Below are 21,443 nucleotides of genomic sequence, written 5' to 3' on the forward strand. Positions count from 1 at the left end.
TATTTTAGATATTGTCTATTCGAAATACGATTTGAGACCCGATTCAAATTCTACTTCTAATGATTTTGTTGTCCATTCCCAGTGAAACCCTTCCCCTTTCACGGAAAGAGAAGATTTTGCGCTGGAAGACCCGAGAGGGAAAAAAGACAATCCTTTTGTTGTAAAGGACTCGTTTACCTTAGTTTCGTTACTTGGTAAAAAACTTACGATAAAACTCGCACCAGTTTCTCCAAAACACAAGGCATCAAGTCTTTGCACTTTTGTTTGAAGGGCTTTGAGATTTACCTCGATTCCTTTTTTCCCCGTGATGACAATTTTTGCCAATGCCACTAGGAGGCCACCGAGTGACAGGTCTTTGGCGGAGGTGAGGAGTCCCTTTTTACGGCATTCAATAAGGGTGTCGATGGTTTGTTTTTCCGTTTCCAAAGAAATTTTTGGGATCACACCAGTATCTAAGCCTTGCGATCTGTACAAATATTCAGACGCAGAGATCGTTGGTTGGAAATCTCCAACAAGTGCATATTTCACAGTTTCGTTTGTTTTCGGAAATGTACGAAGTCCCTTTGCCACATCGTCAATCACTCCCACCATACCAATGGTAGGAGTTGGAAACACTGGGCCTTCTTGGGATTCATTGTAAAAGGATACGTTTCCACCAGTAACTGGTAAACCAAGGTAACGACAAGCATCCCCAAGCCCTCTCACACATTCACTAAACACATAATAGTTTTCAGGGATATAGGGATTCCCAAAGTTTAGGTTATTGGTCACTCCATAAGGTTCGGCACCCGTTGCGGCTACGTTTCTTGCTGATTCACAAACAGCAATTTGTGCTCCTTCGTATGGGTTAAGAAACGTATAACGGGAGTTACAGTCTGTGGCAACAGCAATTCCTTTTTTTGTTCCAGGGATACGGACAAGACCACCGTCTTCTCCAGGTTCGACTACTTTTACAAGTCCCACTTCTGTGTCATATTGTTCATAAAGAGGACGTCTCGAACTGATATTGAGAGAAGAAAGAAGGCTATTTAAAGTCTGAGGGACAGTATCTGGTTTTAGATCAGGGATTGTGTTGGGATCAAATTTTACCACCTCATCGAGATAAGACGGTCTTTTTTCTTCCCTTACATACCGAGGAGCGCCACCACCAAGGACGAGCGATTCAGCTGGGATTTCTGCTTTGAGGGATCCATTTTTTCGGATGCGTAAGATTCCGTCAGCAGTAACCGTTCCAATTTCCACGGCATTTAACCCCCATTTGTGGAAGATGGAAACAAGCTCTCCTTCTTTTCCTACTTCTGGGATGACTAACATCCGTTCTTGGGATTCGGATAACATAATTTCGTAGGCGTTCATATCAGATTCACGCAGAGGAACCTTGTCTAGGTCCACATCCATTCCTGTTTTCCCTTTGGCACTCATTTCAGAAGTGGCACAAGAAATCCCTGCCGCTCCCATATCTTGGATGCCCACAAGTAAATTCTTTTGAATGGCTTCAAGAGATGCTTCCATTAGGAGTTTTTCCATAAAGGGATCTCCCACTTGTACTGCGGATCTTTTTTCTTCTGATTCTTTGGTGAGGTCTTTGGAGGCAAAACTTGCTCCATGGATTCCGTCACGTCCCGTGGTCGCACCAACGATATAAACTTTGTTTCCAACTTTTCCTTTGGTAGAAGCAGAAGCCATTTCGTTGTGTTTGGCGATTCCGACAGTCATTGCATTCACAAGAGGGTTTTTTGTGAAAGATGGGTGGATGAAAAGTTCTCCACCTCCAACAGCAATGCCAAGGGAGTTTCCATAATCGCCAATGCCTTTCACGGCACGAGTGAGTAGGTATTTGTTTCGTGGTTCTTTTGGATCACCAAACCGGAGTGAGTTGAGGGATGTTATGGGACGAGCGCCCATTGTAAAAATATCACGCATGATCCCACCCACACCGGTTGCGGCACCTTGGTATGGTTCTACGGCTGTTGGGTGGTTGTGGCTTTCAATCTTAAAGACCACGGCAAGGCCATCACCAATGTCCATGGCACCCGCATTTTCTTCTCCAGCCTGTGCGAGTAGTTTGTCAGATTTAGTGGGAAGTGTTTTTAATTTTAATATAGAATTTTTATAAGAGCAGTGTTCCGACCACATGGCAGAAAAAATTCCAAGTTCAGTTGAGTTTGGAATCCTTCCTAAGATTTTTTGAATTTCAACAAATTCAGTTTCGGTAAGTCCGTGTTCTTTTGCTTCTTCCAGACTAACTTTCTCTTTTTCCATGTTTGTTTCCTTAAACGAGTTCCCTATAATTGCGATTGAAATAGAGGAGAGGAGAACCTTCTTTAGTGGCCACAGCTTCCACAAGTCCGATAAGGATCCAATGGTCGCCAGCATCAATGATTTGGTGCACAAGGCAGTCCAATGAAGCCAAACATCCCTGTAAAATGGGGGCTCCGGTGGAAAGTTTTCTTGGGTTTAGGCCTTCCAAAACAACCGCTTTGTCCAGGGAACCAGAAGCAAAATCAGCGGAAATTTGTTTTTGTTCGGAAGAAAGAATATTCACAGCAAACTTTCCCGCCGATTCGATTGCCTCTTTCGCCTTCGAAAGTTTCGCCAAACAGAATAAAACTAACGGTGGTTCTAAGGACACAGATGAAAAACTGGAAACGGTCACTCCGCCTTTTTGGTCCGAGGATTCGTAGGTGATAACGGAAACTCCCGATGCCCAAAGGGAAAGGGAAGTTTTGAATTGGTCGATGGATGCTGGCATAAGGACTCCGTATTGACAAATATCAATTTCTGGAAGGATTCTAAAATCGAAATTCCAATTGACCCCATACTATTTTTAGGAGTCTCATAAGGGAAAGGGATTTCCTATGAAAGCACTGACAAAACACAGAGAATTGATTTTACAAGACCTGAAAGAAAGACACGACCATCCCACAGCGAAGATGGTATTTGAGTCTGTCCGGGACAAAGCAGATAAAATCAGTTTTGCCACGGTTTACAACTCTTTGGAATACTTAGTCGACCACAAACTGGTGAACAAACTCAATATCGAATCGGAATCAGTTCGTTACGATGCCTTTCTTGACAACCATTCCCATTTGATTTGCCATTCTTGTGGGACCATTCTTGATGTTCCTGCTCTGGGACTCAGCGAAACTACAGACTGGAAGGCGATGGGATTTGTGGCAGACCACATTGATATTGTCGTTTCTGGCACTTGTTCTTCTTGTAAGTCCCACTAAAATGTAATCGATCGGGAGGTTTCCCCTCCCAAGCTTGCCTTATATGGGCATCATCCATTCCCTTTCTCCCGACCTTATCAACCAAATCGCGGCGGGAGAAGTCATTGAATCCACTCACTCCATCCTAAAAGAACTCATTGAAAATTCCATCGATGCAGGTGCTAAAAAAATCGAAATTGCGACAGAAAACGCAGGCCTTGGACGTATTTTAGTTTCTGATGATGGGCATGGGATCGAGAAAGACGATTTGCCACTAGCCATCAAACGGTATGCCACAAGTAAAATTCAGAATTTCCACGACTTAGAACACCTATTTACCTTTGGGTTCCGAGGGGAAGCCCTTGCCTCCATTGCCTCTGTATCAAGGCTTGTGATTGAGTCGGGGACCGAAGGAAACCGTATGGCAAACCGGGTGGTTGTGGAAGAAGGGAAGATTGTATCAGAAGAAGAGATCCCTTTTTTCCAAGGAACAAAAATTGAAATTAAGGATTTATTTTATAATACACCCGTTAGGCGGAAATTCCTAAAAACGGAATCGGGGGAAGAGAAAAAAAATAGATCCCGTGTACAAACCATGGCACTCGGTGAACCTTCCATTGGGTTTCGGTATGTTCAAAATGGAAAAGAAGTGTTCCATGTCCAAAAAGAAGAACCATTAGAGCGAGTCCTATCGGTTTACGGCGAAAATCTAAGAGACCATCTACTCCCCATTCACTCAAGCCGAAATGGAATGACTCTACGTGGGTTTATCTCTCATCCCGATTTTTATAAATCCTCAAGGACTGGGCAGTTTTTTTTCGTGAACAACCGTTCGGTGGAACTGAAATTTTCTGCCCAAATTTTAAAACGATGTTATGGGGAATTATTACCCAGTGGTGCCTTTCCATATGCATTTTTGTTTTTTGATCTGCCTCGTGAGTTTGTGGATGTGAATGTCCATCCACAAAAAAAAGAAGTTCGGTTTTTATCGGAAGAAACCATCACAGGGATGTTATTCCAAGGGATCACAGATGTGTTACGAACATCCACACCCGTTGAATTTTTAGAGATGCGGCGAAGGCTTTCGATGCCCATTCCCTATGACAATGCAGGAAACAAATCACAGTTTGGTGACAGTGGCACTTCGTTTGCCGGTGGGTTAGGTTTTGGCAACGGGAATTTTGGAGAAGGGGGAAACAAACAAGTGGAAGGGAATCCTCTCCTTGGTCCAAGTACGATCGAAGGAAGGACCGGATTTTCCCTTGAAGGGATTGGGGCAGGAACAAACTTACATTTATTAGGTGATAACCTTACCAAACACAATTTGTTTGTCCCAAAAAAACACTATGGTGTGATTTTTGAAACCTTTATCTTAGCCGAAGCCGAAGATGGACTCTACATCATCGATCAACATACAGCCCACGAACGGATTCGTTACGAAGAAGTGCTGCGAGACCTCAAATCCAAAGCTTACAAATCCCAAAGTTTACTCACACCGATTCGTTTGGAACTGACAAAAGAAGAAGCCGAAGAAATGATCGCTGAAAAACATCGGTTTTCAGAGCTCGGGATCACACTCGAACCCTTTTCAGGAGGGACAATCCTCATTCGTGAAGTTCCTTCCTACATTGATCCAGGGAAAGAAACGGAAACCATCCTCGATCTTTGGGAGCGGTTCAAATCCAAAGACCCAGAAGAGAAAGAGTTATATGATGAGATGGCAAAATGTGTGGCCTGTCGGTCTGCCATCAAAAAAGGAGACCAGGTTTCTGACCCCATTATTGGCGAATTGTTACAAAGGCTTTCCTATTGTGAAAACCCATCGCTTTGCCCCCATGGCAGGCCCACTCTCATCAAACTCACAAGAAAAGACCTTGAGACCATGTTCCATAGAATCTAATCTGCCAAAGGAATCCGAAAAACATTGATTGATTTCTCGCTTTCGAAATTCTAGGTTCTGATGCCAAGACCCCTAGAAGGCAAAAATATGACCCTGCGGGAGAAGGAAAAAATCCTACTCCAAAAAATCAAAGCAGGGGATCCGACTGCCTATATGACCCTTGTCTCTCCGTTTCGTGAGAGGCTCTTCCGAAAAGCAGTTTCCATGGTCAAAGACGGTGATGACGCCGAAGACATTGTCCAAGATGCTCTCATTTCTGGTTACAAATCGATTCAAAATTTCCGTGCGGAGGCGGGTGTTTACACTTGGCTCTATCGCATTGTGGTGAATAAGTCCAAGGATTTACTTGCTAAGAAAAAACGCGGACGTGAAAAACCCATGGATGACTCAGGGGATAACCAATTTGTGGATTCTCGTGTCGGATATGAAAAAAAATTGGAACTTTCTGAGGAATCCAGTTATCTAATGAGTAAGATTGCTCTGTTAGAAGATTCCTACAAACAAGTGCTCGAACTTCGTTATTTTGAAAACCTTTCTTATAACGAAATTGCGGAGATCATGGAATGTAATGTAGGGACAGTGAAGAGCCGTCTCTTTAAGGCGAAGGAGTTTTTGAAGCACCTCATCCAGAAAGATGAAAAAGGAGAAGGGTTCTTTGAAAAATAGGTTTATGAATTTAAAAGATTGGTTTCGTGCACAATACCCAGGTCTCTTCCCAGAAGACACTGATTCTGTGGTTTTAGAGAATAAAATTTGTTCTCTTTTCCAACACATCAAAGAAAAAGAAGATACTATCCTTCCTCGGATGTCCAATGACTTTGATGTCCGGTTGCTGAACCTTTTAGAATCGGTTTCGATTGACAGGCCTACAGAAAAAAACTCCTTCTTTTCTCTTCGGGATTTGATCGAAAACCGAACCGTCCAGTATTCTTTTTCTGCAGTGATGGCAGTGAGTTTGGTCTTTGTTTTAATGAACCGTAGCCAAACCGATACCAGTTTCACTAAAAATGATTCGGCTGGTGTTGTGATTGAACAAAATAACTACCAATACGAACCAACAAGTATTGATTTAAGTGAATCCTACCAAAAACGAGTGTTACTTGACCACTTACGTTCGGCACCAGGTTCTGTTTATGGACTCCGTGAACTCGAACTCTACTATGAAAAAACAGGAAGGGATGCAGCGGCAGAAGAGCTTCACCTCCTCATTGAATCCGTAGAACGATAACATTTACCATTCGCCATTGGCTTTTATTCGAAAGTCAATGGTGTCAGCACTCTTACAGACTTCCTCTAAATAAACTCCCATTTTGTTTTTGGATTTAAAACGAAGAGATTTCTAAACTAAGTTCTTAGCAAATAAAACAGCGTCCCGAGAGCGGATTTCGTCTGCAGAATGGAGAATCGCAAGGGCAAATTGTTCGATCCTTGCTTCCAATCGGAAATTCCCACCACTCCTCTCTTTACTATCCGTTAGTCTTTTTAGTTCCGCATACCAAATTTGGATGGTGGTTTCCTCTTTTTTGGAACTGGGGGTAAAAAGACCTGATTTCCAAGCAAACACTGGCACAAGTTCCTTTTTTTCTTCCTCTTTTTCAGTTAACTCAGCCGCTTTTTGGATGAGCCCAACCATCGGTGGCCAGCGAACGATTGTAAGTGGAAAAAGTTGTGGGTCATTGAGGAATGCAGTGCGGTAGTTTTCGATGCCTTCCCTTTCATTCCCAGTCATCACTTGAGATTCAGCTAAGTAGTACAATAGGGCAGGGGATTGTTTGTTCCCACCATATAATAATACTTCTATAGCCATGGTATAATCTTGGATTTTAATGAGACTCCTTGCTAGGTCACCCAATAGTTCTTTGTCGAGAGCATTTGAACCTTCCCATTGGTAAGCTAGTTTTAAATGGTCCCTTGCTTCTTTTAGGATACAATCTTGTGTGACAAAAAAACTATCCGTGTTTTGGAATCCACGTTTACGAACTTCCGTTTCAAAGTCTGAAAAAAGTTGCAGTAATAATTTCCCACGTTCTTTTCCTTCTCTTGTTTTTAATATGAGGTCAAGTCTGTGGTCCCAAAAACTAGAAATATAAAACCCGCTGATGGTTGCGAGATCCTCGGGATCTCGATCCAAAAGTACAGAATAAATAGACTTTGCAGTTTCAAACTCACCATTTGAAAGGTAGGTGAGAGCTTCTTCTGACTTCTGGATCATAAGAGATTAGTGTTGGCTTTTTTTGTCGTGGTGTTTGCTTGTTTGAGAGATGATTTTGTCTTCTAAACCATCGACACAAACATAAATGTCTTTGTCTTGGTTATGTGCATTAAAGTTGTTTCCATCAGCGTGTAACTTTAAGTTAGCGTGGATTTCTCCATGGATGGCTTCAAAGGAAACTTCACAAGATACAATTTTTTGAACGAATTTTGTCACACGTTCTAGTTTTTCATCTGCGTATTTCTCAGCTGCTTCAGACCTGTCTAAATGTTTCCAAGTATAATTGATTTTCATAATTTGTCCCAATTTGGTATGGAATGATTGTATTCTAGAAAAAAAGCTAACGTCAAATAAAAAAGAATTGAAGGAGGATGTTTCGGGGCATACTCCTTGTAGTCATGGCAGAGGAAGAAAAGAAAACAAAAGCTGCAAAAAAACAAGCGGCCAAAAAAAAGGTTGTTACGAAACTTGCTCGCTCTGCTAACGAAAAGACAAAGAATATAATTTCTAAAAATGAAAATGTGAGTACAAAAGTTGTTCCAAAGAAAGGAACTGAAAAAACAGAAACACCATCAGTTTCCAAAATTTACAATGATTCCAAATTTACCCAACATCCAAATTTCGAAGCAGAGGATCTGATCAAAGTCCTCGTTCGATCGCCAAAAGAAACGTTTGTTTTTTGGAAATTTTCAAAAAAGACTTTGGATCGAATCACAAATGAATTAGAATCTGCCAATACTGATGGGCTTATCTTTCGATTGAAAGTCGAATACCAAAATGTGTTTGGCAGTGATCGTGTCGAATGGCATGACCTTCCTCCTTTTACCGAATCGTATTATTTAAAGTTTATGTTTCCCGTCCGTATGGTCCAATGTACGATCTTTGTATCGTACAACCAAAAAGAAATTCCTTCCTTACATTCTACTGGAAAAGACCTTCCGCAAGGGACAGAGTCATTTCGTTTGGACAAAGAATGGATCCATCCCCAATGGATAGAAGATGGACTTGTTGTACAAAGCCCGAGTGGAGAGTTCTATTTTCGGGATGAAAATCCAAGTGGATATTATGTACATCCGAGAAACCAAAGCACAAACCCCAACACAAAAACGAGTGAGAACTTTCCCTTTGCGAATGGATCAGGTTCCGGAAAGGGATTTCTCTGATGAACCAATCTGCAAAAGGGCATTTGGTGTTTGTCCTGCATGCCCACCTACCATTTGTTAGACACCCAGGTTATGACACACCTTTTATCGAAGAAAACTGGTTCAATGAAGCCATTTTAGAAACTTATATCCCTCTCGTTCGAGTGTTTCGCAATTTAAAGGATGAGTCTGTTCGGTTTCGGATCACAATGTCCTTCACACCAACCCTGTCTCAGATGATGACAGATCCATACTTACAAAACCAGTTTCGGAAATACTTAAAAAATCTAATTTCACTCGCAAAACACGAAACCAAACGAACGAGTCAAGACCCACATTTACAGTATTTGGCAACAAGATACCTTGAACATTTTATAGATACCGAATCCATCTTTGAAGAGACAAACGGAGATTTAACGAAGTTATTTTTACCCTTTATCGAATCAGGGGAATTGGAAGCGATGACAAGCCCTGCAACCCACGCTTTTTTGCCTTTTTATGATTCTGAAAGTTCGGTCTTTCGTTCCCAGTTGAAAAATGGTCGTAGGACATTCCGAAGGATTTGGGGTAGAGACCCCAAAGGCATTTGGCTTTCGGAATGTGGGTACTCAGAAAAACTGGAAGAGGAACTCGACCGCGAGGGTTTTCGGTATTTTTTTGTGGACACACATGGGATCACCCATGCAAACCCAAGACCTAAGTTTGGAGTGTATGCTCCCGTGGAAGTAGGAAGTGGGGTATTTGCCTTTGGGCGAGACCCAGAGAGTAGCAAACAGGTTTGGAGTTCTATCGATGGTTACCCTGGAGACTTTCGATACAGGGAATACTACCGTGACATCGGCCATGACCTTCCTTGGGAAGAGATATCACCTTACCTCCATTCCAATGGAATCCGCATCAACACAAGCATCAAGTACTACCGCATCACAGGGAGAACTTCAGACAAAGGGTATTACCATCCCGATTGGGCGATGGAAGCCGCAGGCAACCACGCAGAAGATTTTTTACAAAAACGGATTAGTCAAGCAGAACAGCTTTTTGCGACAAACAAACAACCGTCAGTTGTTGTCTCACCGTATGATGCTGAGTTATACGGTCACTGGTGGTACGAAGGCCCTCAGTTCATTGAGTTTTTATTCAAAAAAATCCACTTCAACCAAAATACCATCCAACTTTCTCATCCATTAGAAGCAGCACGTGCCTTGCCAAGGATCCAATCTGTCGAAATGAAGATGTCAAGTTGGGGAGAAAATGGGTATGGGGAAGTATGGCTCAATGCTACCAATGATTGGATCTACCCGCTCATCCATTCTCTTAGCATTCGGATGCACAAACGAGTCCATGAGTTTGCCAAAGGTACAGATCTCCAAATCCGTATCCTAAAACAAATGGGTCGTGAATTGTTGCTCCTACAGAGTAGTGATTGGGCCTTTATCATGAAAACTGGGACTATGGTGGATTATGCCATTCGCCGGACCAATGTACATACCAATTTGTTTTTGGCATTGGATGCAATGCTCACCGGGCCAGTGGACATGTCCGTTTTAGAAGCAGCGGAGGCCGAAAATAACGCTTTCCCCGATATCCGGCCAGAAGATTTTCGTTAGAATTATTCTAAAAGTATTGCCTTCAAAACGCAGGTTTTGGAAACTGGAGGGGATCGGAGGGTTTTTATGACGAATTTTTACCGTTTTCCCTTAGTTCTGATTGCTTTGTTTGTATTGGCCAACGTTGTATTTTGCCAATGGAACCACCGCGAAACCCAAGAAGGGGTGTACCGCATGGATGATTCTGTCATTCGTTATGTGGAATCTCTGGAAGAGGCGGAAAAAAGCCAGGTCACAAGAAAACCTTCTCCCTTTGGTCAAGGTATCTTATAATCTTAAAACCGAATGATGTTTTTACCCGCAAAATCGAATTGATTCCCTGCGGGTTTTGATCATCATCCAAGCGACGAAAACCAAATCACTTCGGTTTGAAGTCTACGTTATCCCAATAATCCTTTCCATAATCAAAAAAGATTTCTTCGCCTTCTTTAATTGTCTTTAATACCTTAAACCTAGCTGTTTTCCACCTGACGGAAGTGATGAGTTCTGCATTGGGTTTAGAGGAGTGATTGATATAACGAGTGTAATTTGATTCACGGCCCTCACCATAAATCCACCAATCTTTACAGATCCAAAGTAAGTATTTTGAATCCACGTATTTGTTTGATTCTGCTTGTTCATCGGTAATGATTTTACCCATGTAATAACCAACAGTATCACCTTTATATAATGTTTGTTTGGTGAAAAGTCCCATGCCAATATTGGGAACAGAAGATGGTTTAACGATAAAATCCTTCTCGGTATACACTACCGGTTTTCTTTTTTTGGCCTTCTTTACAGATTTCTTTTTCTTCATTTTCTACCTATATGACATAAGAGGAAAACAATTCTCCCTTGTAAAGCCATTGGCATTTAAGATTCACCATGTCCCTCTCCGAACTTTAAAGGGATAGGGGGGCCTATGAAACGGGAACCACAAAAACAAACGGAAGAAAAAACCAATGTTGTGAATTTGGCCATTTACCGAGCCAAAAAGGCACTCGAACGTGATGGTTTTGAAGTGGTGGAAAACCCTGATGGGAAAATTACCCTTGTCATTCGTCTTGCGAAATAAGCCCTCTTTAGGAACTTGGATACATGACAGCACAATTGGAAGGAACACGAATTGGAAACGGACAAAAACATTGTGTCATCGTTTCCAAGTTCAATGAATTCATCACAGAGTCTCTCTTAAAAGGGGCAAAAGACGCATACAGACAACACGGGATTCAGGACTCTGATGTCACCGTTATCTACGTGCCGGGAGCCTTTGAACTCCCACAAACCGTGAAACGTGTTTTACAATCGAAAAAATTCCAATTCTCTGCCATCGTTTGTTTAGGTGCTGTGATCCGCGGGGCCACTTCACATTATGATTTGGTTTCGGGTGAAGCGGCAAAAGTGGGATCTGTTGCCGATGGATCAGTGCCAGTGATTTTTGGTGTCATCACCACCGAATCCATTGAACAAGCGATCGAACGAGCAGGAACGAAAGCTGGAAACAAAGGGTATGAAGCGGCCACCACAGCCATTGAAATGGCAAATCTTTTCAAAGAGATCGGATGAGTTCCAGACACCGTGGGCGTAGTCTTGCCCTGATGTGCCTCTACCAAATTGATTTGGTGGGGACCGACCCTGATCGTGCCATGAAATTTGATTGGTACGACAAAAAAATCACCCGAGAAGAAAAGGATTATGCTATCTTTCTAGTGAAAGGAGTGGTCGAAAATCGAAAAAGCATCGATACTCTAATCAAGAAGTATTCGGAGAATTGGGAACTTTCGCGTATTTCCGTGGTCAATCGTTGTATTTTACGTTTATCAATCCTTAGTTTGCAGAAGGAACCTTTCCTTGCTGCGCCCGTTGTCATCAATGAAGCGGTAGAACTCACGAAGGAATTTGAAACGGACGAATCAGCGCAATTCATCAACGGACTACTCGATGCCTTCTATAAGAAGGAGATCTTACCTAAAGATTCCCACTAAAATAAAGAAATGGATCCCATCCAAAAAAACCGCTTTCGCATTGAGGAACAAACCTCCAAGCCAAGTTATTACCAGGAAGATCCATACTTAAGGAACCTGGGCAAAGAGAAAGAAAAAGAAACAACTTATGAATCAGAAACAACGGTAAGGCGGCCTGTTTTATCGTTTTTGTTTTGGTCGTTTCTTGTCCTTCTCATCCTCGGGTTTTTAACCGCCGCTTATTGGTGGTACTTACAAAAAAAACAAAATCCTGAAGAGATTGCCAAAGTCCTAAAAGACTTACCCACAGATAAAAAAGCACTGAACCTCCTTGTTGATAAACCCTATCTTCCAGATGATTCGGTGAACCCAAAACTTGCGGCATGCCTCAATGCTTATCACAACCGTTATGTGAACCGAGTGGGGACTGTTTGTGAAGAGTTTTTAAATTCACCTGGCAGTGATGAAGACAAATCCATTGCTCTCACAGTCCTTGGTGTCATGTATGATGAAGCAGGGCGTTACATCAATGCCATCGAACGATTGGAAAAAGCCATTCAATACGATTCCAAAAACTATTTTGCGTTTTATAATTTGTCTCTTGCTTTCAAACATGCAGGGAAATTTGAAGAAGCAAGGCGTGCCGCAGGGCGTGCCAAAGAAATTGCACCGAATGATTATAGAGTGGCTCTCTTACAAGGAAACTTGTTCCAAGAAATTGGGGACCCAACAAGTGCCATTGAAGCGTATAAGGAAGGGCAAGCCCTAGCACCAAGTGATGTCACACTTACGTATAACCTTGCCATTAGTTATCTAAAACAAGGGAATATCGCTGAAGCAATAGCTGAATTCCAAAAGGTAGTTCAAACCGCCCCTAATTCCCAAACAGCTGTTTTGTCCTATGGCCACCTAGGAACAATCTTTTACCAAAGAGAAGATTATGACAGGGCTGAGTATTATTTCAGAGAAGTAATCCGTTTGAAAACGGGGGATGCCAAAGCTTACTATAACTTAGGTTTGGTGTATTTGAAAAAAAAAGTCCCAGAAGAAGCTGCTAAATACTTCCAAAAGGCACTTGATTCCAATGCCAATGAACCTGAAGTGTACCGCTATATTGCCGATGCGTTTTTGTCCATGGGGCAAACCAATATGGCAATCACTGCTTTAAAAAAAGCACTGCTCTTAAAACCGTCAGATGTAGATTCTCTTTTTGCATTAGCCGAGCTCTATTACAAAAAAGGGGAACTTGTGGAGGCAGAAAGCCTATTCCGCAGAATCATCCGCCTAACACCTGGGGATACCTATTCAGAAACCGCTTACGTAAACCTTGGGATCATCTTAGATGAAATGGAAAGATACTCAGAAAGTATCGCAGCCTTTGAAGGGGCCCTTTCTTTAAATCCTAAAAACCAATCTGCGTATTATAATTTGGGTCTTTCCTACTTACATGCAGGAAAACCTACCATGGCGATTGAATCGTTACGTAAATCCCAAGCGCTTGATCCAAACCATGTTCCCTCAAGACTTGCCATTGCGGATTATTATTTAGAAAATCGGTATTATTCGGAAGCGATTTCAGAATACGAAGAAGCGATTGCCTGGAAACCAGAACTTTATGAGGCAAGGCTGAAACTTGCCGACGTATACATCCAAACCAAAAATTACCCAGCCGCCGAAAAGATGTTAGTGTATGTTTTGGAAAATGCAAAAGATCCAAAAGAAATCAAACTCGCTCACAGAAAACTTGCTTTAAGTTATGCGAGTAGTGGGAATTCAGGGACTTCGAAAAAAGCAAAAGAAGAAGCATTTCGTGCCACCCATATTGACCCTGAAGATATGGAATCAAGGCTTGTTCTTGCCAAAATCCTTATTGATTCAGGATCCCTTGTAGACCGCGAAAAAGCGATCGAAGAATTAACTGTCATCACTCGTTCCGATGTCACACCTACCATTTCTTCCAAAGCACATAATTACTTGGGAGTTTGTTATTTTAAAAATGGGGAATTCAAACGTGCACTTTCCAGTTTCCAAACAGCCATCGACTTAAATCCAAGTTTGTCGGAAGCCTATGAAAACAAAAGGGCGGCAAGAGCCCAATATGAAAAATCTTTGGAATCCAAAAAGAGAACCTTTTATTGAGTTTGTTTGAATTTATCCCTCATCGTAAATTCCCGGAATTTTACGAAATCTGCCGACATACCGATGTTTTGCGATACTTACCTGCAAAACAAAGGGAGTATGGGGACAGTTACTTCATGGAAGAATACATGTCCCAGTACAATAAGTCTTACTATGAAGATGAAACAAACCTGCGTGCCATGGCAAAACGTCGCCTGAGAAACTTGTCTAAGTGGGTTCCGATTCAGTCAGGCGATAAAAATAGGAAGGAACCATTTCAAAACCAATCCCTTTTGGAGATTGGATCTGCAGCCGGATTTTTTTTAGATGAAGCACGGAACTCAGGTTACCAAACCAAAGGACTCGAACTCTCTCCGAAGGAAGTCGAATACTCGAAAACCAAACTTGGGCTGACTGTCGAAAGGTGTTCTGTCCTTGCCGTAGAAGAGGCAGAATGGAAAGAGTCTTTTGATACCATCGCCGCTTTTTTTGTGATCGAACACATTGAAGACATCGAAGGGATTTGGAAACGGCTAACGACTTGGTTATTACCAGGCGGATGTTTGTATCTAGCGGTTCCTTCTAGTTTCGGACCAAGTTTCCAAACAAATCCAAACGAATGGTTTCGCACTCATCCTTCCGACCACTTTTTTGACTACTCTGTCCACTCTCTGAAAAAACTCTTGTCAATCCTTGGCTTTGACGTGAACTATGTTAGACCTATGTCGTATCACTCCTACCGGGATTTAGGCCTCCGAGGCAAACTCCCCGAATGGCTGTATCGACTGTATGCAAACCAATTTGCTTATGGTGATACCATCGAACTGATTGCCAGAAAAAGAAAACACTGAAATCCAATATGAAATTTAACGAATTACCTTTCCATGAGTCTCTAAGAAAAGCCCTAGATAAAATTGGCTACACTGAGCTCACTCCCATCCAAGCCAAATCCATTCCGTTCGCCATGGAAGGTAATGACCTCACAGGTCTTGCCCAAACCGGAACTGGAAAAACAATGGCATTTTTACTTCCCACTCTGCATAGACTTCTCTCGGCAGAGGAAGAGGAAGCACTTCCGTATGCGCTCGTCCTTGCACCCACAAGAGAGCTAACCATCCAAATTGCAGAAGAAGCAAAAAAACTCCTCGAGTTCACAGACTTCGGAGTTGCCACGATCATTGGTGGTACCGATTACAAGTCACAAGAACAAGCTCTCGGAAACAAAGCCTGCATCATTGTGGCAACACCTGGTCGGCTCATTGATTTTGTGAAAAACCATGGTCTCTCTTTGGAAAACATCAAAGTAGTGATCTTAGATGAAGCGGACAGAATGTTCGATATGGGGTTTGTCCAAGACCTCAAGTACATCTTCCATAAATGTAAGAACAGAAAACAATCACTCTTGTTTAGTGCCACTCTCAGTTATGAAGTGGTAAGACTTGCGAGCCGGTATTTGAATGATCCCATTGAAGTTCATATCAATCCGGAAAAAGTCATCACCGAACGGATCGACCAAACCCTTTTACATTTGGGAAGGGAAGAAAAACTCCCATACCTCGTCAACTCCTTGTTAAACTATCCAATCGAAGGTCTTGGAATCATTTTTACAAACTACAAAATGAATATTCCAAAGATAGTATCTGTGCTTCGTAAATATGGAATCACAGCAACGGGACTTTCTTCGGAACTCGACCAAAAAAAACGGATCCGACTGCTTCGTGATTTTAAAGCTGGAAAATACAAATACCTGATCGCAACCGATGTTGCCTCACGTGGGATCGACATCGAAAATATCGATGTAGTGTATAATTATGACCTTCCACAAGATGCTGAAAATTATGTTCATCGGATTGGACGAACTGCACGTGCGGGAAGAAAAGGTAAGTCGATTGGTTTTTGTTCCGAAACGGATTACACAGAACTAGAACGAATCGAAAAATACTTAAACTCGAAAATACCTGTCGGTGAAATCCGCGAAGAATATTTGGAATTCCCTACAGGTGAATTCACTCCTGTATTTGCTGACGAAGTGATCCCTGGTGAGAAAAAATACCAAGACCGCGAACGTGGTGGCAGGGGTGGAAAACCAAGACGGGGAGAACAATCCGGGCGAGGGGATCGCACAGAACGTGGTGGAGAGAGAGGCGAACACCGGTCAGGTGATAGAAATCGTCACAAAGGGAAAACGGGTGGTCACCCTCCTGCAAAAATGAGTCATCCCGGAGGGCATTCACATGGTCCATCCAATGAAAGTCATAAACACCCTGCCAAGATGACACACCATGAATTCAAACATGGACAACATCTAAAAGATGGGAAAGGCAAACCTCACCAGAAAAAGAACGACCAAAGAAAATCATTCCAAAAAAATGATCCTAGACGAAATCTCTTTGATATCAACGAAGTGAAACAATCTAAAAAACAAAAACAATCGATTTGGAAACGAATTCTTTCATTCTTCAAAAAAGATTAATTTTACTTTTTTTCTTTTTATTCCCTTGTCTTGTATTTGCAGAAGTCGCCAAACTTCCGCTATATGGGAAAGGGAACTACGTTGCCTTTTCCGATCTCAAAACCATTTTACCAGAACTTTCCACCAAACTTAGGAAATATACCCGAGTAGGTGGAATTTATACCCCACAAGGAAATGTTCAATTTCGGATTGGGAGCAGTTTTTATACACTGGATGGTAAAATTTATAAAATTCCCAAAGCCATTTTAAAAAAAGACGAAGATGTTTATTTACCATTGGATTTGGTAGAAGCGATTTTTCTCAATTTGATTGCATATGATGTTCGGTACCAATTCAAAGAGGGAGAACTGTGGGTTCTTTTACCCAAAGAAACAGTCCCCAAACGTAGTTTGGCTGTAAAGGCAATCATCATTGATGCGGGACACGGTGGAAAAGACCCTGGAACTTCGGATCCAACTGGAACCTTCGAAAAAGATGTGAGTTTAGGAGTTGCACGTTACACGTATTTGTATCTTCGAAAATATTATCCTGAGATCCGAGTGGAAATGGTTCGAAAAGATGACCGGTTTGTGGAACTGGAGGACAGGTCTAAATTTGCAAACCAAGTGCTCCGAGACACAAGAGATGTTATTTTTATCAGTTTCCATTGTAATGCTTCCCTTTCGGACAAAGCCGCAGGTTTTGAAGTTTATTACCTTTCCCAAAGCCCAAGTACAGAAGCTGCAAGAGAAACGGCCCTTGTGGAAAATCGTTATATTGGAAAACATAAAAATCCCATTGTGTCCCAAATCCAATCCCAAATGTTATCGAGTGTGACCCAAAGGCGTTCCAAAAAATTGGCATTTGCGGTGGCAGACCAATATGAAAAAGATTTAAGCCCAGAAATTCCCTCTCGTGGAGTGAAAAAGGCAGATTTTTCCGTCTTGCGAGGAAGCCTTATGCCTGCTGTACTTGTGGAAATGGGGTATCTGACAAACCCTGAAGAAAGTAAACGCTTACGGGACAAATCCTTCCAAAAGAAAATTGCTCGGAGTGTGATTAAAGGAATTCATGAATACGCATCTTCAAAAGATTAAAGAACAACTTAAGAACTTCTGGGAATTTCTTAAAAGAATCTCAATACAGTTTTATAAAATTGGAACGGGAGAAACCAAACTCACTCGCGATTTTATATTTTTGTTTGCCTCTTGGTTCAGTTTACTTTTATTCTTTAGTTTTTTTATACTAGCCGAACAAAATCCATTCCGTTTATTACTTCCTTTCCAGCTGTATTCCTATCCTTCTTTAGATCATAGAGAACCAATTATTATCTATATCTCGAATGGTGAAGGCGAACAAATCCCTATCCACAGAAAAGTTTTGAAAAGGGAAGAAGCAGTTGATTTAATTTATCAGATCGTAGGCGAAGTAGGTGCTCCGCCTTACTTTGATTCCGTGGAAGCATTGGCAAAAGATGGTAAACTGTTTTCACCTAAAAAACTTTTGGATATTCGCTTTGCCTTAAAACAATCTTGGTTTGTGGGGAAAAATGAAAAATTGGTAATGGATTGGAATGTAAACCGCCTTGAGTCCATTATGGAAAAATATAGACTCCCTCGCACCAAATCGGAAGGCGAAAACTTGGACTCTGAAGAAGAAAATCCAAATGCACCTGTTGATACCATCACCTATTATACAGGTGGATCAGAAACCGGTCCAAAAGAATCCGAAGAGGTACTCAACAAACGTAGGATCCAGGCAATGGAACAAACCTTACGTGCATTAAATGCGACTTTGTTTGAAAACTTTAAAGAGATCCAATCAATCGAACATAAATTCTCAGGTACTATGAATCCCGTGTACCAATGGGGATCCATTTCTCCACTCGCCACTCGATAATTTGGGGTTTCCCGCTATTTTTCTCCATTTTTCAAAATTTGCTTATGGAAAATGGAGAAATACCGATGATCGTATTGGGAAAAATAGAATTTTTTTTAAAAAAAATAAATCGCTAAAGTCGATAAATTCCTTCAAAAAATGGCAAATATTGCCAAATTTCGCTAAAAACATACCATTTTCTTCGAATTAATTTCTTCTATCCGATCACCGACATACTAAGGGAATAAATAGAGATTTTAGGCACCAATGGGGCCTGAAAGCCAGACACAAAAAAAGCGAGAGAAGGGATTCTCTCGTTTGCCAGATCAAGTTTCAAGGAGGAAACCCATGATCATAAACCACAATTTAGCCGCGATCAACTCACATCGCGTTCTCAAGTTCCAAAACGAGGAAGTCTCCAAAAATATGGAAAAACTCTCCTCAGGTATGCGCATCAACCGAGCAGGTGATGATGCATCTGGCCTTGCCGTTTCGGAAAAGATGAGAACGCAAGTGAATGGTCTTAGACAAGCAGAAAGAAATACCGAAGACGGTATGAGCCTTATCCAAACTACGGAAGGGTTTTTGCAAGAATCGAATGATATCATTCAAAGAATTCGTACTCTTGCAATCCAATCGTCTAACGGTATTTATACTGAAGAAGATAGACAAATGATCCAAGTCGAAGTATCACAACTTATCGACGAAGTGGACAGAATTGCTTCTCAAGCTGAATTCAATAAAATGAATTTGCTTCAAGGTGATTTTGCTCGTGGATCTAGAGCAACCTCTATGTGGTTCCATATCGGACCAAACATGCACCAAAGAGAAAGAGTGTTCATTGCAACAATGACTGCACGTGCACTTAATCTAAAAGGTCAAAGTGGGGAACTCCTGTCTTTATCAACTGCTGATAAGTCAAATGATGCGATCGGAACTTTGGATGCTGCGTTAACACGTATTAGCAAACAAAGAGCAAACTTAGGTGCTTACTTTAACCGTCTTGAGCATGCTGCAAAAGGGCTCATGAACGCTTATGAGAACACCCAAGCCTCCGAGTCTAGGATCCGTGATGCGGATATGGCAGAAGAAACTGTGGCTTTCACAAAGAACCAGATTTTAGTACAATCTGGAACTGCTATGTTAGCTCAGGCGAATGTTCGTCCACAAGGAGTTCTTTCTCTCCTTCGCTAACAAACGTTAACGAAGAGAGTGGTTAGTGTAACTGAAGAGTTGTAATTAGATAATCAGCCGGCTTTCCCCTGCCAGGTGGCAAAATGAAAGCTCATCCTTGACACCGGACAGGGATTGTCCGGCTAAGAACGAAATACATACCGTTCTTGGTAATACACAAAGGAGTGTAGGCCAATGATTATCAATCACAACATGAGTGCGATCCAATCACATCGTGCTCTCAAGTTTACACAATGGGATGTAGATAAGACCATGAGGAACCTCTCCACTGGGCAAAGGATCAACCTTGCCGGTGATGATGCTTCTGGTCTTGCTGTTTCGGAAAAACTACGAACACAAATTCGTGGTTTACGTCAGGCGGAAAGGAATACGGAAGATGGACTCAGTTTCATCCAGACTGCAGAGGGTTACCTTGACCAGTCGGCTGAAATCATCCAACGAATCCGAACCTTAGCGATCCAGACATCGAACGGAATCTACACACCTGAGGACAGGCAACTCGTGCAGGTAGAAGTATCTGCGCTGGTGGATGAGATCGATCGAATCGCTTCCCAAGCAGAGTTCAATAAAATGAAACTGTTTGAAGGAGACTTCGCTCGAAAGTCAACGAAAGCATCGATGTGGTTTCACATGGGAGCAAACGCAAAGCAAAGAGAGCGTTTCTACATTGGAACTATGACTTCGAAAGCTCTTAAGATGTCAGAAGGGGCAATTAAAATTGCACTCTCTACACCTGGAAAAGCAGACGAAGCGATTGCAAAAGCGGACTTCGCCTTGAACAAGATCATGAAGCAGAGAGCAGATATGGGAGCTTACCAAAATAGGCTTGAAAGTACTGCAAAAGGCCTCATGGGTGCATACGAAAATATGCAAGCATCCGAATCAAGGATTAGGGACGCAGATATGGCTGAGGAAATGGTAGCGCTCACGACGAAACAAATTCTCGTGCAAAGCGGTACGGCAATGTTAGCGCAAGCCAGCCTCAGACCAAATTCTGTATTACGACTTTTGAATAACACTTAAGTCGTAAAAGGCAAGAGTTGCCTTAAGACGGTTGCCTCTTCTCGAAGGAATCTTTGGGGAGAGGCTTTTTTTATGTTAGGTAAAAGTTCAGCTGTTATTTGGTGAAAATTCACTAAGTAAAAACTAGATGATTAAAACAATTGATTTGATAATTTTATTTATAATGGTAATGATGATTGGGATCGTCCCATTTTGATTGTTCGATTTTGTTCCATTGATCAATCAACGCTTTATCCTTTTGTGCTGAAAAAGTATTTCCGAGCTCCTTGTATACTTTGATCCGAAGCTCTAACGCAGGGATAAAATCTTTCATGATACTCAGAGCTTTGTCGCAGTGTGCAAGTGCATCTTGGAATTGTTTTTTCTGAAAGTATATTTCGGCCATCGAAAACCAAACACCATGAGTGAAGGAAGGGTGCACCAAAGCCAGATACTCATTGTAAAACGAAAGGGCTGTTTCAAACTCACCATTTGATTTTGATTTTTCAGCTTTGTCTAAAATCGTTAGTGCTTTTTTACCATCAACTTCCATGAAGACCAAGTTTGACTCAACCAAATTGAAATGTCAATTTTTGATTGGAACTTTTTGGTTTCCGAAACTGCAATTTATCCATTTGTTAGCAAGAAATTCTTTCCATTTAATTTGTAAGTTTTGATTACCTTGAAAAAATGTAGAATGGTTCCATCTTTTCCAATTCCTATTGAAAAGTCACTTTTGGAAGGATTGAAATCGATTTAAATAGTTTCTCTGATTCTAAATAG

23 protein-coding genes are annotated in these 21,443 nt (G+C 41.7%); 17 read left to right on the plus strand and 6 right to left on the minus strand.

What is annotated here, in order from left to right:
• Positions 1–15: 15 nt before the first annotated feature.
• Entirely contained in the window at positions 16–2,262 is a 2,247-nt protein-coding gene (gene purL / locus EHQ43_RS17680; protein WP_135771908.1) for a phosphoribosylformylglycinamidine synthase subunit PurL, read from the minus strand.
• Positions 2,263–2,272: 10 nt separating this feature from the next.
• A complete protein-coding gene (locus EHQ43_RS17685) occupies positions 2,273–2,752 on the minus strand; it encodes a flavin reductase family protein (RefSeq protein WP_135771909.1) in 480 nt (159 codons plus the stop codon).
• Between the two features lie 106 nt (positions 2,753–2,858).
• On the opposite strand from EHQ43_RS17685, the gene EHQ43_RS17690 reads away from it, so the two are divergent.
• The 4 genes from EHQ43_RS17690 to EHQ43_RS17705 are packed head-to-tail and all read left to right on the plus strand — an operon-like array spanning position 2,859 to position 6,340.
• A complete protein-coding gene (locus tag EHQ43_RS17690; RefSeq protein WP_135771910.1) occupies positions 2,859–3,233 on the plus strand; it encodes a Fur family transcriptional regulator in 375 nt (124 codons plus the stop codon).
• 43 nt (positions 3,234–3,276) lie between these two features.
• Positions 3,277–5,112, plus strand: a complete 1,836-nt coding sequence (gene mutL / locus EHQ43_RS17695; RefSeq protein WP_135771911.1) for a DNA mismatch repair endonuclease MutL — start codon at positions 3,277–3,279, stop codon at positions 5,110–5,112.
• A gap of 60 nt (positions 5,113–5,172) precedes the next feature.
• The gene (locus tag EHQ43_RS17700; protein ID WP_233440819.1) at positions 5,173–5,778 is read left to right on the plus strand and encodes an RNA polymerase sigma factor; all 606 of its coding nucleotides are present in this window, start codon (positions 5,173–5,175) and stop codon (positions 5,776–5,778) included.
• A gap of 4 nt (positions 5,779–5,782) precedes the next feature.
• Positions 5,783–6,340 (plus strand): LIMLP_12425 family protein, encoded by a 558-nt coding sequence (locus EHQ43_RS17705; protein WP_135771912.1) that lies wholly within the window; start codon positions 5,783–5,785, stop codon positions 6,338–6,340.
• Between the two features lie 111 nt (positions 6,341–6,451).
• On the opposite strand, the gene EHQ43_RS17710 is transcribed toward EHQ43_RS17705, so the two are convergent.
• Complete coding sequence (locus EHQ43_RS17710) at positions 6,452–7,324, minus strand: hypothetical protein (RefSeq protein WP_135771913.1); 873 nt, start codon at positions 7,322–7,324, stop codon at positions 6,452–6,454.
• Positions 7,325–7,330: 6 nt separating this feature from the next.
• Positions 7,331–7,618, minus strand: a complete 288-nt coding sequence (gene hpf / locus EHQ43_RS17715; RefSeq protein WP_135742366.1) for a ribosome hibernation-promoting factor, HPF/YfiA family — start codon at positions 7,616–7,618, stop codon at positions 7,331–7,333.
• A gap of 77 nt (positions 7,619–7,695) precedes the next feature.
• On the opposite strand from hpf, the gene EHQ43_RS17720 reads away from it, so the two are divergent.
• The 3 genes from EHQ43_RS17720 (at position 7,696) to EHQ43_RS17730 (ending at position 10,346) form a co-directional block, all read left to right on the plus strand.
• Complete coding sequence (locus tag EHQ43_RS17720; protein WP_135742365.1) at positions 7,696–8,487, plus strand: DUF4912 domain-containing protein; 792 nt, start codon at positions 7,696–7,698, stop codon at positions 8,485–8,487.
• A complete protein-coding gene (locus tag EHQ43_RS17725; protein WP_135754382.1) occupies positions 8,487–10,073 on the plus strand; it encodes a glycoside hydrolase family 57 protein in 1,587 nt (528 codons plus the stop codon). Before EHQ43_RS17720 ends, EHQ43_RS17725 begins: the two co-directional genes overlap by 1 nt.
• 66 nt (positions 10,074–10,139) lie before the next feature.
• On the plus strand, positions 10,140–10,346 hold the full coding sequence (locus EHQ43_RS17730; RefSeq protein WP_135742363.1) for a hypothetical protein: 207 nt from the start codon (positions 10,140–10,142) through the stop codon (positions 10,344–10,346).
• Between the two features lie 85 nt (positions 10,347–10,431).
• Here the strand turns inward: EHQ43_RS17730 and EHQ43_RS17735 are convergent, their stop codons facing one another.
• Positions 10,432–10,869: an SET domain-containing protein gene (locus EHQ43_RS17735; protein WP_100719587.1), complete on the minus strand. Its 438-nt coding sequence runs from the start codon at positions 10,867–10,869 to the stop codon at positions 10,432–10,434.
• Positions 10,870–10,974: 105 nt separating this feature from the next.
• Between EHQ43_RS17735 and EHQ43_RS19630 the strand changes: the two genes are divergently transcribed.
• From EHQ43_RS19630 to EHQ43_RS17780, 10 genes are all read left to right on the plus strand, one after another.
• Positions 10,975–11,127 carry a hypothetical protein gene (locus EHQ43_RS19630; protein WP_167481823.1) on the plus strand — a complete coding sequence of 51 codons (153 nt, stop codon included), beginning with the start codon at positions 10,975–10,977 and terminating at the stop codon, positions 11,125–11,127.
• Between the two features lie 23 nt (positions 11,128–11,150).
• A complete protein-coding gene (gene ribH, locus EHQ43_RS17740) occupies positions 11,151–11,618 on the plus strand; it encodes a 6,7-dimethyl-8-ribityllumazine synthase (RefSeq protein ID WP_135742362.1) in 468 nt (155 codons plus the stop codon).
• On the plus strand, positions 11,615–12,037 hold the full coding sequence (nusB, locus tag EHQ43_RS17745; protein ID WP_135742361.1) for a transcription antitermination factor NusB: 423 nt from the start codon (positions 11,615–11,617) through the stop codon (positions 12,035–12,037). Before ribH ends, nusB begins: the two co-directional genes overlap by 4 nt.
• 9 nt (positions 12,038–12,046) lie before the next feature.
• Positions 12,047–14,155, plus strand: coding sequence for a tetratricopeptide repeat protein (locus EHQ43_RS17750; RefSeq protein WP_135771914.1), 2,109 nt, complete (start codon positions 12,047–12,049; stop codon positions 14,153–14,155).
• Positions 14,152–14,985 (plus strand): class I SAM-dependent methyltransferase, encoded by an 834-nt coding sequence (locus EHQ43_RS17755; protein WP_135742359.1) that lies wholly within the window; start codon positions 14,152–14,154, stop codon positions 14,983–14,985. The genes EHQ43_RS17750 and EHQ43_RS17755 overlap by 4 nt, the downstream gene beginning before the upstream one ends.
• Before the next feature lie 8 nt (positions 14,986–14,993).
• Positions 14,994–16,607, plus strand: coding sequence for a DEAD/DEAH box helicase (locus tag EHQ43_RS17760; protein ID WP_135771915.1), 1,614 nt, complete (start codon positions 14,994–14,996; stop codon positions 16,605–16,607).
• A complete protein-coding gene (locus EHQ43_RS17765; protein ID WP_135771916.1) occupies positions 16,571–17,683 on the plus strand; it encodes an N-acetylmuramoyl-L-alanine amidase family protein in 1,113 nt (370 codons plus the stop codon). The genes EHQ43_RS17760 and EHQ43_RS17765 overlap by 37 nt, the downstream gene beginning before the upstream one ends.
• Positions 17,658–18,485, plus strand: coding sequence for an LIC_10740 family protein (locus tag EHQ43_RS17770; RefSeq protein ID WP_135771917.1), 828 nt, complete (start codon positions 17,658–17,660; stop codon positions 18,483–18,485). The genes EHQ43_RS17765 and EHQ43_RS17770 overlap by 26 nt, the downstream gene beginning before the upstream one ends.
• A gap of 327 nt (positions 18,486–18,812) precedes the next feature.
• The gene (locus EHQ43_RS17775) at positions 18,813–19,658 is read left to right on the plus strand and encodes a flagellin N-terminal helical domain-containing protein (RefSeq protein WP_108958665.1); all 846 of its coding nucleotides are present in this window, start codon (positions 18,813–18,815) and stop codon (positions 19,656–19,658) included.
• Between the two features lie 174 nt (positions 19,659–19,832).
• Entirely contained in the window at positions 19,833–20,681 is an 849-nt protein-coding gene (locus EHQ43_RS17780; RefSeq protein WP_135642335.1) for a flagellin N-terminal helical domain-containing protein, read from the plus strand.
• 154 nt (positions 20,682–20,835) lie between these two features.
• Here EHQ43_RS17780 and EHQ43_RS17785 read toward each other — a convergent pair whose 3' ends face one another.
• Positions 20,836–21,213: a tetratricopeptide repeat protein gene (locus EHQ43_RS17785; RefSeq protein WP_244242888.1), complete on the minus strand. Its 378-nt coding sequence runs from the start codon at positions 21,211–21,213 to the stop codon at positions 20,836–20,838.
• Between the last annotated feature and the right edge of the window lie 230 nt (positions 21,214–21,443).

Source organism: Leptospira bouyouniensis (genome assembly GCF_004769525.1).
Classification (GTDB): domain Bacteria; phylum Spirochaetota; class Leptospiria; order Leptospirales; family Leptospiraceae; genus Leptospira_A; species Leptospira_A bouyouniensis.

Excerpts from the sequence above, each read along its gene's own strand:
- purL (WP_135771908.1), bottom strand. The coding sequence starts at position 2,262 with ATGGAAAAAGAGAAAGTTAGTCTGGAAGAAGCAAAAGAACACGGACTT.
- EHQ43_RS17685 (WP_135771909.1), bottom strand. The coding sequence starts at position 2,752 with ATGCCAGCATCCATCGACCAATTCAAAACTTCCCTTTCCCTTTGGGCA.
- EHQ43_RS17690 (WP_135771910.1), top strand. The coding sequence starts at position 2,859 with ATGAAAGCACTGACAAAACACAGAGAATTGATTTTACAAGACCTGAAA.
- mutL (WP_135771911.1), top strand. The coding sequence starts at position 3,277 with ATGGGCATCATCCATTCCCTTTCTCCCGACCTTATCAACCAAATCGCG.
- EHQ43_RS17700 (WP_233440819.1), top strand. The coding sequence starts at position 5,173 with ATGCCAAGACCCCTAGAAGGCAAAAATATGACCCTGCGGGAGAAGGAA.
- EHQ43_RS17705 (WP_135771912.1), top strand. The coding sequence starts at position 5,783 with ATGAATTTAAAAGATTGGTTTCGTGCACAATACCCAGGTCTCTTCCCA.
- EHQ43_RS17710 (WP_135771913.1), bottom strand. The coding sequence starts at position 7,324 with ATGATCCAGAAGTCAGAAGAAGCTCTCACCTACCTTTCAAATGGTGAG.
- hpf (WP_135742366.1), bottom strand. The coding sequence starts at position 7,618 with ATGAAAATCAATTATACTTGGAAACATTTAGACAGGTCTGAAGCAGCT.
- EHQ43_RS17720 (WP_135742365.1), top strand. The coding sequence starts at position 7,696 with ATGTTTCGGGGCATACTCCTTGTAGTCATGGCAGAGGAAGAAAAGAAA.
- EHQ43_RS17725 (WP_135754382.1), top strand. The coding sequence starts at position 8,487 with ATGAACCAATCTGCAAAAGGGCATTTGGTGTTTGTCCTGCATGCCCAC.
- EHQ43_RS17730 (WP_135742363.1), top strand. The coding sequence starts at position 10,140 with ATGACGAATTTTTACCGTTTTCCCTTAGTTCTGATTGCTTTGTTTGTA.
- EHQ43_RS17735 (WP_100719587.1), bottom strand. The coding sequence starts at position 10,869 with ATGAAGAAAAAGAAATCTGTAAAGAAGGCCAAAAAAAGAAAACCGGTA.
- EHQ43_RS19630 (WP_167481823.1), top strand. The coding sequence starts at position 10,975 with ATGAAACGGGAACCACAAAAACAAACGGAAGAAAAAACCAATGTTGTG.
- ribH (WP_135742362.1), top strand. The coding sequence starts at position 11,151 with ATGACAGCACAATTGGAAGGAACACGAATTGGAAACGGACAAAAACAT.
- nusB (WP_135742361.1), top strand. The coding sequence starts at position 11,615 with ATGAGTTCCAGACACCGTGGGCGTAGTCTTGCCCTGATGTGCCTCTAC.
- EHQ43_RS17750 (WP_135771914.1), top strand. The coding sequence starts at position 12,047 with ATGGATCCCATCCAAAAAAACCGCTTTCGCATTGAGGAACAAACCTCC.
- EHQ43_RS17760 (WP_135771915.1), top strand. The coding sequence starts at position 14,994 with ATGAAATTTAACGAATTACCTTTCCATGAGTCTCTAAGAAAAGCCCTA.
- EHQ43_RS17770 (WP_135771917.1), top strand. The coding sequence starts at position 17,658 with ATGAATACGCATCTTCAAAAGATTAAAGAACAACTTAAGAACTTCTGG.
- EHQ43_RS17775 (WP_108958665.1), top strand. The coding sequence starts at position 18,813 with ATGATCATAAACCACAATTTAGCCGCGATCAACTCACATCGCGTTCTC.
- EHQ43_RS17780 (WP_135642335.1), top strand. The coding sequence starts at position 19,833 with ATGATTATCAATCACAACATGAGTGCGATCCAATCACATCGTGCTCTC.
- EHQ43_RS17785 (WP_244242888.1), bottom strand. The coding sequence starts at position 21,213 with ATGGAAGTTGATGGTAAAAAAGCACTAACGATTTTAGACAAAGCTGAA.